At 53.6% G+C, this 15439-nt stretch carries 12 protein-coding genes; 6 read left to right on the top strand and 6 right to left on the bottom strand.

Annotated elements, in window-relative coordinates; all coding sequences use genetic code 11:
• Nucleotides 1-15: 15 nt before the first annotated feature.
• The 3 genes from BUA39_RS16175 to BUA39_RS16165 all read right to left on the bottom strand — a co-directional run bounded on the left by BUA39_RS16175 (nucleotide 16) and on the right by BUA39_RS16165 (nucleotide 4062).
• On the bottom strand, nucleotides 16-1878 hold the full coding sequence (locus BUA39_RS16175; protein ID WP_072794270.1) for a YfhO family protein: 1863 nt from the start codon (nucleotides 1876-1878) through the stop codon (nucleotides 16-18).
• Between the two features lie 27 nt (nucleotides 1879-1905).
• Nucleotides 1906-3024, bottom strand: a complete 1119-nt coding sequence (locus BUA39_RS16170) for a glycosyltransferase (RefSeq protein ID WP_242648626.1) — start codon at nucleotides 3022-3024, stop codon at nucleotides 1906-1908.
• An 87-nt stretch (nucleotides 3025-3111) separates the two neighbouring features.
• On the bottom strand, nucleotides 3112-4062 hold the full coding sequence (locus tag BUA39_RS16165; protein ID WP_072794268.1) for a glycosyltransferase family 2 protein: 951 nt from the start codon (nucleotides 4060-4062) through the stop codon (nucleotides 3112-3114).
• A gap of 266 nt (nucleotides 4063-4328) precedes the next feature.
• Here BUA39_RS16165 and BUA39_RS16160 point away from each other — a divergent pair, with 266 nt between their 5' ends.
• Nucleotides 4329-6005: a hypothetical protein gene (locus tag BUA39_RS16160; RefSeq protein ID WP_072794267.1), complete on the top strand. Its 1677-nt coding sequence runs from the start codon at nucleotides 4329-4331 to the stop codon at nucleotides 6003-6005.
• Between the two features lie 129 nt (nucleotides 6006-6134).
• Here BUA39_RS16160 and BUA39_RS16155 read toward each other — a convergent pair whose 3' ends face one another.
• Nucleotides 6135-7208, bottom strand: a complete 1074-nt coding sequence (locus BUA39_RS16155) for a polysaccharide biosynthesis/export family protein (RefSeq protein ID WP_242648625.1) — start codon at nucleotides 7206-7208, stop codon at nucleotides 6135-6137.
• Between the two features lie 178 nt (nucleotides 7209-7386).
• Complete coding sequence (locus tag BUA39_RS16150) at nucleotides 7387-8154, bottom strand: ABC transporter permease (RefSeq protein WP_072794265.1); 768 nt, start codon at nucleotides 8152-8154, stop codon at nucleotides 7387-7389.
• A 117-nt stretch (nucleotides 8155-8271) separates the two neighbouring features.
• Here BUA39_RS16150 and BUA39_RS16145 point away from each other — a divergent pair, with 117 nt between their 5' ends.
• Nucleotides 8272-9432 (top strand): KpsE/RkpR family capsule polysaccharide export protein, encoded by a 1161-nt coding sequence (locus tag BUA39_RS16145; protein ID WP_242648623.1) that lies wholly within the window; start codon nucleotides 8272-8274, stop codon nucleotides 9430-9432.
• Nucleotides 9429-10112 (top strand): ABC transporter ATP-binding protein, encoded by a 684-nt coding sequence (locus tag BUA39_RS16140; RefSeq protein WP_072794264.1) that lies wholly within the window; start codon nucleotides 9429-9431, stop codon nucleotides 10110-10112. The genes BUA39_RS16145 and BUA39_RS16140 overlap by 4 nt, the downstream gene beginning before the upstream one ends.
• 47 nt (nucleotides 10113-10159) lie before the next feature.
• On the opposite strand, the gene BUA39_RS16135 is transcribed toward BUA39_RS16140, so the two are convergent.
• Entirely contained in the window at nucleotides 10160-11326 is a 1167-nt protein-coding gene (locus BUA39_RS16135) for a nucleotide sugar dehydrogenase (protein ID WP_072794263.1), read from the bottom strand.
• A gap of 271 nt (nucleotides 11327-11597) precedes the next feature.
• On the opposite strand from BUA39_RS16135, the gene BUA39_RS16130 reads away from it, so the two are divergent.
• The 3 genes from BUA39_RS16130 to BUA39_RS16120 all read left to right on the top strand — a co-directional run.
• On the top strand, nucleotides 11598-12707 hold the full coding sequence (locus BUA39_RS16130; protein WP_084605053.1) for a GSCFA domain-containing protein: 1110 nt from the start codon (nucleotides 11598-11600) through the stop codon (nucleotides 12705-12707).
• A 52-nt stretch (nucleotides 12708-12759) separates the two neighbouring features.
• On the top strand, nucleotides 12760-13800 hold the full coding sequence (locus tag BUA39_RS16125; protein ID WP_131814614.1) for a hypothetical protein: 1041 nt from the start codon (nucleotides 12760-12762) through the stop codon (nucleotides 13798-13800).
• 45 nt (nucleotides 13801-13845) lie between these two features.
• A partial coding sequence (locus BUA39_RS16120; protein WP_131814613.1) for a glycosyltransferase family 2 protein occupies nucleotides 13846-15439 on the top strand: 1594 nt, incomplete at its 3' end.

Genomic DNA, 15439 nt, shown 5'->3' with positions numbered 1-15439 from the left:
AGCCTGTCGTATTTTTTATTGCAGGCAATCAATTTGGTGGGAAAGAGTGTCGGGGGCCGGGGTCCGCATTTCAAGCAACCGTAGATCACTGTTTGATTGCGATATATTCTCTACCATCCAACTCGCGACCAAAACTCTGTACCCTGCCTGACAGGCTGCATAAACGAATTCCGTGTCAATCTTTCCGGTTACGACATGGGGCAGCGCAACGAGCTTCTGCGGGTCGGAAAAAGCCGAAGCAAAACTTTCGGGCGAACCATAGATCACCACGGGTCCAGTGATCATGTCTGCGTCGTTAGAGCGCTGAGCCGTCACTTCCCGGCGGTTTTGTGTCGCTTGAATATCGTCAATGGCAAGAAAACTCGAAGCTCCTAGCCCGATGCCCATTACAAATAACGAAACTGCCGCTGTAACTGAGTTCAAGAAAAAGCCGGCAAGTGCTAAAAGCACTGCAATAATCACAAACAGGTAAACTGTCGCAATCTGATGTAACAGCGCGATTTGCCCGGGAAACAGCAGCAGTAAAATGCATGCCGTGAGGAATGCGGAGAGCCCCAGCATCAAACGGGGCTTCCTGAAAAAACATTTCTGTTCAAGGGTCTGAATAATCCAGGCGGCCAGTATCCCCAACACAGGCAATGTCGGCAGCAGGTAGCGCATGTTTGGCGACAATCCGCCATGCCAGTTGCGCATAATGAATGGCAGCGCCCAAACAACAAAGAAGATCAAAATGATCGAAACAGAACGCTGACGCCCCCCCCACTTCATCCCCAACAGCAGAGCCAGGCAGCCCAACCAGGGCAGACTCTGCGCCAGAGCTTTTTTTGGCACCCCCCAGAAAATCAGGGTTCCATTAGCTTGGGGTCTGACACCTTCCCGCCAATCAGAAATCGTGGTCGCATCAATCAGGATCGCATTAATGCCCGTCACGAGCTTATTCATTGCAGGCACGCTTACAGAGGACAGCAGAACCCCCAAGCCTAAAACCCCAACAACAATACGCGGGTCAATCTTTCGAGTGCCGCGATACAGGCGCAGCAGAACCAAACATCCGGCAATAATGATACCAACGGACAAGAGGGGCAGGTAGGCCGTCACATCAGAGCTGCCGCCGGAAGAGGTCCCGTAAGACAGCGGGTTCCATGTATCAAATTTGGTTTTGTTAATCAGCGCCAGCAATGCTGCAACTGGCAGAAACCCTGCCGCTCCAGCGGACAGGGTCACTATGGGAATCCGGGCATATAATATCGTCACAATGGTAATGACGGGTAGAAGAAGCAGGCCATCAAGCCGAAAGAACATACAGACACCAATCGCGATGCCGCTCAAGAAAGCAGATCCGAAAACGTACTCTTTTCTATCGATTACGTTCAGAAACAGCAGAAATGCCAAGTTCACCAAGAAGACCGTCACCGCGTGCGGCCAATGTGCAAACACATATTCTGCCCAAAATGTGCAGATCGTCAGCAATATCACGGAAAGATTTGCAATGTCTGCCGATTGAAACAAACGACGTGCCACAGCATGGGTAACCCATAACGTGCCAACACCCGCGCAGACATTCAGAGCAATGAGAGCCTTTGATCCGAACAGCCAAGTCAAACCGGCACCGGCTATCGCTGTGCCTGGTGGGTACTGGGGCGTAAAACCATTCGGGCCTTTGGCCAGTAGCCAAATTCTGAGATCCTCTGAGCCAAACGCCTTAAAACCATTTTGCACCTCGAAAGACTGAGACGTCCTGAACGCTTCCACCCCGATGGCATAGATGAGTTCATCAATGAGATATAACCCCTCGGAACTCAGCGCACCTGCAAGCACCAAGATTGCAGAAAATGCGAGGATTAAAGCGGCCCCCAGTCGTCCAAAAGCTGTGGTCATTCAAGCACGTCTCCAGGTTCTCCCGGCTTAAGCCACAACAAGTGAGGCAAACTTTTCCCAAGTAAACCTCTGACCAAACTGTTTGGCGGCGATACCAGCAGGGTCTGTTTGTGCACGTGTCATCCCCCAGATATGATCGGCAAGCTCGTCAATAGAATTTGGCGAAAAGAGCCAACCTGTTTCACCGTCCTTCACGATTTCAGCAAAGCCGGGCAACCGCGTTGCAATTACGGCTCTGCCATAGTGAAAAGCGGTGGCCACAACTCCGGAACCTGTGACGGATCTGTAAGGTAAGACAACAGCATCTGCCCTCTGAAAAAGCGCAGCGGCCTCGCGATCATCAATAAAGCGACTTCGCAATTCGACAAGATCAGATATGCCCAGCCGGTCGATCAATTCAGTTGTGTCTTTTTCATTTTGCCAAAACTGCCCTGCAATGGTGAGCCGCAAATCCCTCCGCCCACTTTTCGCAATGGCCTTCAATAGCAGGTCGAGACCTTTGTAAGGCCTTATAATGCCGAAAAATAACAACTCTATGTTTTGCTCGCGCGTCAAACGCCCTTCAGGCTGGGGCAGGGTGTCAAAGACCGGATGGGGCGAAAAAACACTTGGCGTGCCTGGCTGAAGCTCTGAAAGGCTCTTCGCCAGTGCTTGGCTATGGGTGATGAACTTATCCGCATTCGAAAGTTGACACCGAGATAACATACTCTTCCATGACGCCTGCTCATGATCCGCAACATTGTGTACGACCACATAACTGCGCGCGCCGTGTTGCCGCGCTTTTTTTGCGATATAACCAAGGGCCGGGGCCGTCGTGAACGTCCAGGCGGGCGACACCAATATATCTGGCGTAAATTTTTGAATGGCGTGGGCCGTGTGAAACCAAGACGCGGGGTTTACCCCGTCTACAGTTTCTTCATATCGAAATGTGGGAGACGATAGGCTTGCGTCCCTTTCATCTCCGCCCGGATATAGCCACCCCGGATATTGACGCTTAAAGCCCCAGACCCTGACCTCATTCGCAGAGTCCGCTAAAAGGGCTTCTGTGAGAGCACTCGTGTGCCGTGCAATGCCGCTTTTAATAGGTGGCAATGGTCCGACAATGGCGATTTTTCTGAGCGTTGATTTTAACTTTGCCTGCGCCACCTTCAATGAGTGTCCTTTATTGCAAAAGCCAAGCAGCGTCGACGGTCGCGATGACCTCGCCATATGCTCTTAACACATGCCCTTAATCTAGTCCTTAGGCATATCGGAATACCGCAACATTTCCCGCGCCCGGATGTCTTCCAGAAGATGCCGGTTGGCAGCAATCAGGTCCGCCAAAATACCCACCGCACAGAGCACCGTGGCCATGGCCAAAAGCGCAGATGCCAGCACCAAGGATTGAATGTTCCCGCTGCCATCTCCGGCGGCGTAATGCACCAGGAAGCGGGCAATCGCCACCAGACCCGGCAGGGCAAACAACGCAGCAAGCGTAAAAAAGAAACGCAAAGGCGCATAGACAATACTGATGCGAATGATCGTGCCGCTGGACCTGAAAATATATTCGCGCATAGAGCGGAAAAGGCGCGATGGCCTCGTCACGGGGTTCACCCGGATGGGCACAGAGGTCATGGGAATGCGCTTGCGCCCGGCTTGGATAATTGTCTCAAGCGTGTAGGTGTATGGGTTGATAACATACAGCCGGGCAGCAGCACTTTTGGAATAGGCGCGAAACCCAGACGGGGCATCAGGGATCTGCGTCCCGCTGGCTTTTCTGACCACCCAACTCCCAAGGCGTTGAAAGACTTTCTTGATCGGTGAGAAGCTTTCGATCTCTGAGATCGGGCGCGCGCCAACAACGATTTGCGCCTCACGGTTCAAAATGGGCGCAATCAGCTTTGGAATATCCGCGGCACAGTATTGGTTATCCGCATCCGTGTTGACGATAATATCGGCAGACTTCTGAAGCGAGGCTTCGATCCCGGCGGTAAAGGCCCCTGCAAGCCCGACATTGGTGGGCATTCTGAGGATATGATCAGCCCCTGCGGCTTTGGCGACATCAACGGTTTTATCCGTGGACCCATCGTCAATTACCAGGATTTCGACCTTGTCGACGCCTGCAACAGTACGCGGTATCTCGGAAATGGTTTTTGCAAGCGTGCCTTCTTCATTAAAGGCCGGAATTTGAACGATAAGTTTCATGCTATAAGTGATGCGCGATATTGGGACAGCTATTGCCCGGAGCGTAGGGGGTTTAGCCCAATTCCGCTATCAGATTTTCACAATGCATCTCTTACCTTCTGATGGTTGACGATCAGCAGGCAGCAAATCGTAACCCAAGTCAGTGTCTGAATTTCTGGAAGACCACTCACCCCACTCCCTAAAACTCTAATCAAATAATCTGCCCAACCTCAGGCAATATTAAATCCACTGTTTCATCCTCCGCAACAATGCAAGGGGGATGACCGATGCCTGAGATGCATGCTGCGAGCGCCGAACAACATACAATGCATGCTGGCTTATTTGGCGGCAACATTCTGACTCATCGTGATCGCATTGGCGACGATGGGACTTATGACGAACTCGCAGAAGAGTTGGGGATTACGGGTATTCGATATCCTGGTGGCGCAGTCACCGAATTCTACTTCGATATATCAGACCCTGACCGCGCAAGTGGCGTTCACCCACATACGGGCGAAGAGCACACGCTTATACCCTATTCCAGCTTTTTGTCCTGGGCCGCAGATACGAATATGCCCGTTACGGTGGTCATTCCGACCCGGGAGTTCCTTTCTGAAGACACCGATGAGAATGGCGATAGATTTCCCGAATTTGATGAGGCTTTGCTGCGAGGCTTCATAAGGGACACCGTCACGGGGGCATATGGTGATGCCGAAATCGAAGGGTTCGAAATTGGCAATGAATACTGGGGGAGCGGGGAAATGTCCTCCGTTGAGTATGGTCGCCTCTCCAGCGAAATGGCTGCTATCATCGATGACGAACTCGACAGTCTTGGGCAGGGAGAAATTTCCATCATCACCCAAGTCGGGGCGAGCCATGGTTTTGCAGATCTGAGCCTTGACTACGATCATCTTGGAACCGGTGAAGAGCAGCTTCAAGCCGTCGCCCTAGACTACGGGCTTTTACTGAACTCCGAAGATCACCTTTATAATGGCGGAGGGGTGAATTGGACCAAGATTGCAAACGAACTGGTCATGAAGGAGTTCGACACACCGGAGGAACGTGATGCGCTCGATGCCATCGCAGCGCATGTTTATTCAAAAGCGCCCGTGTTTCCAGGGAGCCGGCATTTTGTCCTGAATTCGATCGAACAAACATGGCTTCAAGACCATCCAGATCTGGAAATCTTCGTCACTGAGTGGAACCAGAAAGCACACACTGACGCCTTTGATGCTGAGGAAGACTACGGTCTCAAACAGGCCGCTGAAATGCTTTATATCGTTGATGAGATGTCTGACCGCGGTGTTGATATTGCCCACGTCTGGCCACTTCAACAAAGTGCCAAAAGCGCCTTAAGCTATGGACACGACTTTGAGGAACTGTCTCCCGCCGGAGAGATGTTTAAAATGATGCGGGAAAACCTTCCCGGAAAGCAGCAAATTGACCTCGCCACCGATGGATCAGACGGCGAACCCTCTGCAGACGTTCTTAGCTTCTATGGAGACAATGAGTTGGTGGTTTACGTAATGTCCCGAAGCGAGGGCACCACGATGGAAGACCTCGGCATGAACGCTATCATTGCGGATTATGATCATCTTGAGATCACCAGGCTTGGCGTCGAAGCGGGGCAATCCCCTGGCAGCACTCAAAGCAATGCCGAAATCGATATCCTTGATCCCAGCGAATATTATGTGGATGGCACGATCCAAGCTGATCTCGACGGTTTTGAGATCATGCAGCTTGTTTTTTCGGACGTCGTATTAACACCGGAAGTCGAGGCGCTGATTGAGGGCGGTGTTGACGATCCAGAACCCATTCTACCGCCAATCGACCCAGTAGAACCGGAGGAACCAGAAGAACCGGATGAGCCAGGTGCAGAAGCCGATGCCGAGGGGGCGGGGCTAGCGGTTGAAGCTATCTTTGCCGCTGCAATTGTACCGCTGTTTCTGCTGTTGGTGGCGTGATTTTCAATTACATAATTCGTTGTTTTCTAACAAAAGTCGCACTTCAGGGTAGCGCGCTCCCCGCTACATAGCGCAAAACGCATAAGGTTTATTATGATAAATACTTCCCGGAGTTCGTCGCTCACCCAATCAATTCAGCGCACGATTGATGCTGAGAACACGCCCCATCAAACCCAGAACCGTCTGCGCTGAGGTCACCGGAGATTCCGTGGCCAGAACGGTGTCATCCGGGTGAATGAGAAAATTGCGCGCTGCAAACAGGCCGTCTGCGGATGTCAGATCAAGCGTGAAAATCGTCTCGGCCTTGCTCGGTCCGGTGCCGCCAACTGCGCTATCGGGGTATTCGCGCAGGATCAGGACACCTTGGGGGTTCGCGCGCCCATCGTTGAGCCCCCCGATGATGGACAGCGCCTCAAGCGCCGTGATCTCTTCCTGCTCAAAATACACCAGCCGCTCACTGCCCGTGGCCCCAAGCGCAATGAAGGATCGGTCATCCTTGACCACCACAATCTGATCGCGCCCCCGCAGGATGATGTTTTTGGAGGCATCCGCCAGCAGAGCCTCCGCAGGGATTTCATAGGTCTTGCCCGCCCGGATCAGGCGCACGATTGGGTGGCGTAGGCCTTTGTCGATCCCTCCGGCTTGAGCAAGGACACTCAGCAACGAGGCGTTGCGATTGGCCAGTGGGTAGCTTCCGGGCCGCCCGACACCGCTGACAATATCCACCGTATTGCCCGGTCCCTGCTGGAGCTGCAATTGCACTTGGGCGGATTGTGTCACCATGCCCAGCTTGTCCTGAATGGCCTGCCGCGCCGCTGTTGTGGAGAGGCCCGAAACCTGAATATCCCCGACATAGGGCACAAAGACGTCCCCCGAGGCAGAGACCTCCAGCCGCGTAACCTGCGTTTGCTTCTGACCCGGGCCAATCAAGAGAGAGTTTTGGTCGCTGTCCCAGATGGTCAACGTCAACTCATCCCCCGGAAAAAGCCGATTTGACAGCGGACCACGTTGAACTTCGAGCCAATGATAGCTGCCGCTCCAGCCGGTCATCGGCCAGCTTTTGAGACGCGCAAGGTTGGCACGCGTAACAGGTTCAACGGCAAAGGCCGCCACCTCATCCTTACTGGCGTTGACAATCTCGGCTTCCAGCGCCGCACCGCGTGGCAGGGTGCAGCCCGCAGCCGCCATGCAGAATAATAACACAGCTGCTGTTCTAAACCTGAAAGTCAAATGAACATCCCCCGACGGTACAAAGTTTTGAAGACTTTTATGGTGAAAGTGGCCGGAGTCATAGGGTGAAGTTCGTGATTGCAAACAGACGCGATCACCCATGACTTAAATTCAACACACTGATCGAGTAAATCCCAAGAACATAACGCCACTAGCGGTGAACAAGATCTTTGTAGTGGCGGCGCAAGAGCAACAGGCCTAGAGAGAGCGACACAGCTGACAGCCCATAAACATAAGCGGGGGACACAAAGGCGCCTTCATAGGTCACATAGATGCCCCGCCGCATTTCCCCAGTCACATGGACCAAAGGGTTGAACCACAGAACGGATGCGTATGGCTCCGGAATGGATTCAAACAGGAAAAAGATGCCTGAGATAAAAAACAGCGGACGATTGACGATCGCCCAAACGCGTTCCCAGACCGGGAAACGCATGAAAAGGTAACAGTTCAAGGTCCCAAGCCCTGTCGCAAGCGCAAGGGCCATGCCGATGCTTGCCGCAATAAAACGGAATTCCAAGATTACATCTAGATCGAAGCCAACGATAATCCCGATCAGCACGATGCTCATCACAAGACACTGGGTCAGCCCATTCAGGATCAGCCGCGCCAGCAACGGATCGGCATAGGTGATGGCCGGAAAGGCAAGCAGAGGCCGTGAGAACCGTAAGGCCTGCGCCATTTTCCCGGACACGTCCAGGTACATCATGAAAGGCAGTAGCCCCGAGGCATAAAACAGCGGGAAATTGGTGCCCAGAGACGGGGTGCGCAGCGCAAGCGAGAAAATAAGCGTCAGCAAAATGATTCCCGCTGCTGGCTCTGCAATTGCCCAGAAATAGCCAAAGGCCGATCGACCATAGGTCGTGGACATTTCGCGCAACACCAACGCGGCCACGGTGCGTGACGTACGAAATGAGCGCATTTTCTGAGGTATGATTTGACTGTCCTGCACGCGGAAAAGTCCCGTGTTTGAGGTTGCTGCTTTGAGTGCGCTCAGCCATATTGCAGAAAGATTGAAATGAAAACAACGAGGGTTGATTTGACCCAGTCACCCGCCCCTTCCCCACAGGCTGAAGAAACACAGGCTCTGGCACGCTCTGCCTTCCTGCGCAAACGCCATTTTGCCCTGCTGCTGTCTTTCCTGTTGTGGGTCGTCCTGCCCACTTTCGGGAGCGGCGTATATCTTTATACGGTCGCCAAGGACCAATATGCCTCTTACGTGGGCTTCGCGGTCCGCAAGGAGGAAACCAGTTCCGCCATCGAAGTGCTTGGCGGCATCACCGATCTGGCTGGCACCAGTTCCTCAGACACCGACATCCTCTTTAAGTTCATCAAAGGGCGCGAAATGATCCGTGCGATCGACGCCAAGCTGGACCTGGAAACCCTTTACAGAAATCCGGCGGATCCCGTTTTTGGTCTTTCCGAAGGGGCCAGCCAGGAAGCGCTGGAGCGCTATTGGAACCGGGTGGTGAAGATCTTTTACGATCGTAACAGCGGGCTGATCGAACTGAGGGTCACGGCATTCCAACCCCAAGCGGCACAGGATGTCGCCAATGCCATCGTCGAAGAAAGCACACGCATGTTGAATGCGCTGACCACCATCGCCCGCGAGGACACCACCCGCTATGCGCGCGAAGAGTTGGATCATTCGCTTGTGCGCCTCAAGGAAGCACGGCAGGCCATCACCCAGTTCCGCGCCAAGACCCAGATCATTGACCCACTGGCCGATACCGAAGGCCGCATGAGCCTTTTGAACAGCCTGCAGACCCAGCTGGCCGCAGCTCTCATCGAACTGGATCTACTGCGTCAAAGCGCTCAATCCGGGGACCCCCGTATCCTGCAAGAAGAACGCCGCGTCGAAGTCATCCAGGCGAGGATCGCTGAAGAACGTCAGCGCTTTGGCAGCGAGGTCGGCACCGGAGACGACACCTATTCCAAACTGGTCGGCGAATACGAAGCGCTAGCCGTGGATCAGGAATTTGCCGAAAAAAGCTATCTGAACGCACTGGCGACCTACGATGCGGCCCTGGCCGAAGCCCAGCGGCAATCACGCTATCTGGCCACCTATATTCCCCCCACCCTTGCGGAGGAGGCCGAATATCCACAGCGCTTCACCCTGCTGCTTTTGATTGCATCCGGGGCACTCTTTAGCTGGGCCATCGCCGCACTGATCTATTATTCCGTCCGGGACCGGCGATGATCCGACTGGAGAACCTCAGCAAGACGTATCACCTGAATGGGCAGCACAAGGTGGTGGCGCAGAACATCAATGCCGCCTTTCCCGCCCAGACCTCGGTGGCGTTGCTTGGCCGCAACGGGGCCGGTAAATCCAGCCTGCTGCGTATGATCGCAGGAACAATGACCCCGGATTCTGGTCGGGTTATCTCAGCGGGGTCCATTTCCTGGCCGGTGGGATTTGCCGGCAGCTTCCACCAGGATCTGACCGGCGTGCAAAATGTACGCTTCATTGGGCGGATTTACGGCGTAGACACAGACGAATTGATCGACTCCGTCCGGAGCTTTGCGGGTCTGGGGCATCACTTCAACCTACCGGTGCGCAGTTACTCGTCGGGCATGCGTTCGCGCCTCGCCTTCGGGGTCTCAATGGGCATCGACTTTGACACCTATTTGGTGGACGAGGTCACTTCGGTTGGGGATGCGGCCTTTAAGGCCAAGAGCATGCAGGTTTTCGGCGAACGCATGCAGGGCCGCAGCGCGGTTGTGGTCAGCCACTCAATGGAAATGATAAAATCCATGTGCCAGCACGGTGCGGTTATCGAAAACGGGCAGTTGACCTATTACGAGGATATTCAGACCGCGATTGACCACCACTTGGCCATCGTGCGCGCTGCCCAGGCCACTGGCGTCGCCCTGTCCTGACGAACGAACCGGAGACCGTCCGGCAAGATCCCCAGAGCAATGCTGCCTCAGGTCACCCGGAAAATGTCGCGGGTGAACACCTTTTCCAGCACATCTTCTAATTCATCGGTGATCCTGTTCGCTATAATCACATCACTTGTTGCCTTAAAGGCCTCGAGATTGCGTACCACTCGGGAATTAAAAAAATCCTCCGCCTCCAGCACCGGCTCATAGACAATCACTTCGATGCCCTTGGCCTTGATGCGCTTCATGATGCCTTGGATTGAGCTTTGCCGGAAATTGTCTGATCCCGCCTTCATGACAAGGCGATAGATTCCCACGACCTTTGGCCCGCGTGCCAGCACCTGGTCGGCGATGAAATCCTTGCGCGTGCGGTTGGCATCCACCACCGCCCGGATAAGGTTCTGAGGTACATCAGCATAATTGGCGAGCAACTGCTTGCTGTCCTTGGGAAGGCAATAGCCGCCATAGCCAAAGGAGGGGTTGTTGTAGTGGCTGCCAATCCTTGGATCGTACCCTATGCCTTCAATGATCTGGCGTGTATCCATGCCATGCGCCATGGCATAGCTGTCCAGCTCATTAAAAAACGCCACACGCATCGCAAGGTAGGTATTGGCAAAAAGCTTGATCGCCTCTGCTTCTTCCGGCCCGGTGAACAACACTGGCACATCGCGGTCCTGTGCCCCTTCGGCCAGCAGGGCAGCAAAACGCTGCGCCGCCTCACAAGAGGCCCCCACCACAATCCGCGAAGGATGCAGGTTGTCATAAAGCGCCTGTCCTTCGCGCAGGAACTCGGGGCTGAACATCACCCGGTCGGTGTTGAGTCCGGCCCGAACACGGCGTGTGAATCCGACCGGAATGGTGGATTTGACAACGATCACCGCGCGGTCATTGACCGCCAGCACCTCGGCGATGACGGATTCCACCGAAGAGGTATCAAAAAAGTTGGTGACCGGGTCGTAGTTTGTCGGCGTCGCAACCACGACAAAATCGGCATCCCGATAAGCGGCCTTGGCATCGGTTGTGGCGGTCAAGGTCAGCGGCTTATGGGCCAGCCAATCCCCGATATCAGCATCCTCAATCGGCGACTGCCCGGCATTCAGCGCAGCGACGCGCTCAGCCGAAAGATCAACCGCAACCACCTGATTGTGCTGCGCCAATAGCACCGCATTGGACATGCCCACATAGCCGATCCCAACAACTGCGATTTTCATGAAAATATCCTTCGACCTAAAATCATTCGTTTCATGCCATGCGGGAAAAAGGGTCGCAAGGAGATGTCATAAAAGATATGCCTCGGGCGCAATCGTGCCGCTTAAAAAACAGCGTATTGGAAAAACCTCGTGCACGCGCCACTATTTTCGCGAGAATATAGGACGGTTAGGGCCATTAAAGCATTAGGCTAACCAGCATAGCAGTTTGACGCCTTGCCAAGACCCTTTGAAAAGGTATGGTGCGCGTAAAATTTTGGAGATTAAAAAGATTATGCGTAGCACCCCAATTTTAGGTAATCTTGCTTTCAAGTTGAGCCGTGAAAATGCTCTCGCCCGCTGGAAAGGAACTCCAGATTCGGCAAAAGACCGCCTAAATGGTAAAATTTGTATTCCCGTAGGCCGCCAAAGTTTTACAGCAGATAGTAGCGCGACGTTCTTTGCAATGGGTTCCTGTTTTGCCCGAAACGTCGAAGAGCGCTTAGAGCTTGCAGGTGCCAAAGTGCGCAGCCGTGATATCGATAGTATCCCTCATTTGGCCGCAGAAACTGCGCGCGCGACCGGAGCGTTCAATAAGTACAACCCATATTCGGTTTTGCAAGAATTGGAGTTTGCATCAGGAGTGCGCGTTTACCCAGAAAACGCTCTTTTACCTGCGGGTGAGGGCCAAGTCTACGATGGACAATTGCGCAGTAATGCTGGCAGCGGTACAGTCGAAACCATGATGCGCCGGCGTGAAGCAATAAATGATTATTTCCAACAAGCATTCACATCCGACATTTTTATTTTCACTCTGGGACTGATCGAAGCGTGGTATGATCGCGAAACGGGTCTCTACCTCAACGAGGCACCGGCGCCAAGACTGTTGAGATCTCAAGGTGACCGTTTTGAATTTAAATGCCTCACTGTGGATGAAGTCAAAACCGCGATCGAACAAATCGACGCCTTGTTGTCTATGCATGGCAAGCCGGCACAAAAACGGGTGATGACAGTTTCCCCGGTACCAATCGGCAGGACCTTTACTTCCGACGATGTAATCGTGGCAAATATGACCTCAAAGTCTACATTGCGCGTTGCGGCCATGGAATTTCTGGCGGCCCGTGACAGCTTTGACTACTTTCCGAGTTATGAAGCCGTGATGCTTAGTCATCCGGATCTCTCATGGCAATCAGATCGCCTGCATGCCAGCGATTTTATCGTTGGAGAAATTATTAAGACATTCTTGCACCGCTACGAAATCCAAGAAAACATAACTTTCGCTGAAGCGGATCACTCTGAAAGTGATGATGAAAAGATCATTCGCCGTCTCAATCGCGAAATCGACAAATACAAAAATGAAATAATACGGATGGAAGCTATGCTCAAATCTAAAACGGCGTCCTGAGCATAACGCGCCTTGTTGTTTCAATATTTTATGCCGAGACGGAAGCCACTTTGTGACTAAGACTATATTCATCCACGTGGGGGCCGGGAAAACTGGAACCACAGCATTGCAGAGCTTCTTTGCAAGAAACGAAGACCGTTTCGCGGCGCAGGGCATCTACTTCCCACAAGAAGGGCGTGTGCAGATCGACAAGGCGCTGGTGCATCATAAATTGTCCGGGATCGGCGGGTTCCGTGATATGCCGGAAAATGAGATACTGGCACTGTGGAAAGATATTGCAGCGCTGACATCCCCAACCGTCATTATTTCATCCGAGTTTTTGCACAGTCGGATCAAAGCGGCTGATGGTATCGCTTTCTTTGAAAAGGTCCGGGACATCCTGTCCGGCTGGGACATCAAGATCGTTTTTTATATACGCCGGCAAAGCCATTGGGTACAAAGCGCCTATTCACAATGGGTCAAACAGAACCGGGAAAGCCGCCGTTTTTCGACCTTTATGCGGCAATTCAAAAATTATCCCATCAAACAAATTCCAATGTTTGGCACCGTGTTTGGCATCGAAAACGTGATCGTACGCCCTTTTGAGAAAGCGCAGTTTATCGACCAGGACATTCACAAAGACTTTTGCGCGGCCATCGGCCTTGAATGGCACGAAGATTTCGAAATTGAGCATAGTAACCCAAATCCGCGCCTGGCTCTTGATGCGCTGGAACTCAAACGACAATTCAACAGCCTGAACAAAAATCCGCATATGCTGCGCCGGATTCAACGAGACCTGATCAGCTACTCAGCCCTGTCTTCCGAATTGCAGGGAAAAGCCATCCACCATTCCCACGCTCTGATGACACCGGAACAGCAGCTTGAACTAGAAACGCAGTTTGAACCTCAATACCGCGACATTGCGCAGCGGTTCATGGGGCGCAAAGATGGCACGTTATTCACAGATGGTTTTCTGGAAACCCCACCAGCGCCGGCGGAATCCCAATATGACGCCCCGAACACCGAGCTCCCGACCCTCTTCCTGATCATGCGCCTTTATCAAAAGTTAGAGGCACTGGAAAACGCCCGTGCTGCACAACAAGACAAGCGCTGAACCCGGTCCTGTACTTTCAAATCGTTTCAAAAAGATCATTACATCATGTCCTCCCAAAACGACCCCATTCAGACGATTGCAAACAGTGCTCTTTTTGACGCTGACACCTATGCAGCCGCGCACCCCGATGTGGCGCTTTCAGGTCTCTCACCCGCGGAACATTACCTGCGGCTTGGCGCACGGCTGGGGCGCAATCCGGGACCGGATTTTGATTCGGTGGCCTATCTGAAGGTCTACAAGGATGTGGCCGCGCGTGAGGAAAACCCGCTCTGGCATTATGAAACACACGGGCGAGGCGAAGGCCGATCTCCCAAGCCAGAGCCCTTTGCCCCCCCTCAGGGGCAGACACGGGTGGATATCGTCGTACCGGTCTACAACGCTCTTGACGACGTGCAGGCCTGCCTGAAATCCTTGGCCGACGCCCGTAACGGCTATCCTTTGCGCGCCCTTGTGATCAACGATGGCTCAGATACAGCCACCACCCAATGGTTGCGCGAAGCCTGTGCTGCCCTCGGCACCCCCATGGCCACTTTCGACCTGATCGAACACCCTGAAAATCGCGGATACACCAAGGCAGTCAACACTGGGCTCAAAGCCTCCAACGCCCCTTACGTGGTGACTTTGAACAGCGATACGATCGTAACGGATTACTGGCTGGACGGGTTGATCCGCTGCATGCGCTCTGATCCGCAGATCGGCGTGGTCGGCCCCCTGTCCAACGCCGCAAGCTGGCAGAACGTTCCCGATCTGTTTGGGGAGGACGGAAAATTCGCGATCAACGCCCTGCCGGGGGGGGTCACCCCCAACGACATGGCTGACCTCGTCCGTCGCGTCAGCAAAAAGAGCTATCCGCGCAGCCCCTTCGTGAATGGCTTCTGCTTCATGATCCGCCAGGATGTGTTAGCCGCCGTTGGTTATATGGACGAGATCGCCTTCCCGATCGGCTACGGCGAGGAGAACGATTTCTGCGTACGGGTGCAGGATGCTGGCTTCAGCCTGGCCTTTGCCGATGACACCTACGTTTTCCATGCAAAGTCCAAAAGTTTCGGGTCTGCCAACAAGGAAAAGCTCTCCAAGGCTGGTGGTCAGGCCATCCGCGATAAACACGGCGCCGATAAATTTTCTACTCTCGTGAAGCAGGTCGCGCAGACCGACCAAATGGATGAGGTCCGCGCACCAATCAAGGCCGCATTGAACCGCCGCAACCTATCCGCAGCGGCGGGGGCAGTAGACTGGGTCACTACCCAGCGAGTGCTGTTCGTGTTGCCCGTGCGCGGTGGCGGCGGCGGGGCCCACTCGGTGGTCCAAGAGGTCGCCGCTATGCGCGCTTTAGGTGTGGTCGCTAAGGTTGCTATTCGCGCGGCCGATCTGGATGATTTTATGCGCCTTTATGGCGATATAGAAAATGCGCACGAACTTTTCGCTCCCTTCACAGACGGAACGCTAGCCTATGTGGCAAAGGAATATGATGTACTGGTTGCGACGATTTTCACCTCGGTGAGGCTTGTCGCTCGCGTCGTAGAGCAACTACCTTGGATCCTTCCTGCGTATTATGCGCAGGACTACGAACCAATGTTCTTTCCCGAAGGTGACGCTCTCTGGCGAGAGGCCTACGACAGTTATACGGCCATTCCCGATG

The sequence above is a fragment of the Cognatishimia maritima genome, assembly GCF_900129685.1.
Classification (GTDB): domain Bacteria; phylum Pseudomonadota; class Alphaproteobacteria; order Rhodobacterales; family Rhodobacteraceae; genus Cognatishimia; species Cognatishimia maritima.
The sequence above is the reverse complement of the archived record's forward strand: the minus strand, read 5'-3'. Positions and strand labels throughout refer to the sequence as shown.